Origin of the sequence: Arenibacter sp. F26102 (assembly GCF_023015865.1) — a bacterium.
Classification (GTDB): domain Bacteria; phylum Bacteroidota; class Bacteroidia; order Flavobacteriales; family Flavobacteriaceae; genus Arenibacter.
This window is the reverse complement of record NZ_JALKBC010000078.1, coordinates 1-281: the sequence shown is the minus strand read 5'-3', so window position 1 is coordinate 281 and position 281 is coordinate 1. Positions and strand designations below refer to the sequence as shown.

The 281-nt window shown below is 55.5% G+C and carries 1 protein-coding gene; it reads right to left on the bottom strand.

Translation table 11 applies throughout. From position 1 onward, the window contains the following. The coding region (locus tag MWU78_RS22640) for a hypothetical protein (protein WP_247002034.1) at positions 1-206 on the bottom strand (206 nt) is incomplete at its 3' end. Between the last annotated feature and the right edge of the window lie 75 nt (positions 207-281).

Sequence of the window (281 nt, the reverse complement as noted above, 5' to 3'; positions counted from 1 at the left end):
CCTCCCGGAGCCGGTGCAGGGGCGGTATAGTTGCCGGTTCCAAGAGTGCCACCTTTTGTGGGCCTGTACTGGAAACTATATGCCGGTATCCCTGTATTGTTGGGGTTCGGTGCCATGATCATCATCGCCATGGCGGAGTTTGCATCAAGGTCGCTCCTCATCATCACCCCGGCCTTGGCCCAACCGTTGGTCTGTTCAAGGCTCATTAACTGGGCTATGATCTCCCCATCTCCCTGTAGTTCCTGATAGACATAGTGGAACTCGTCGGCACTGCCGAAGAT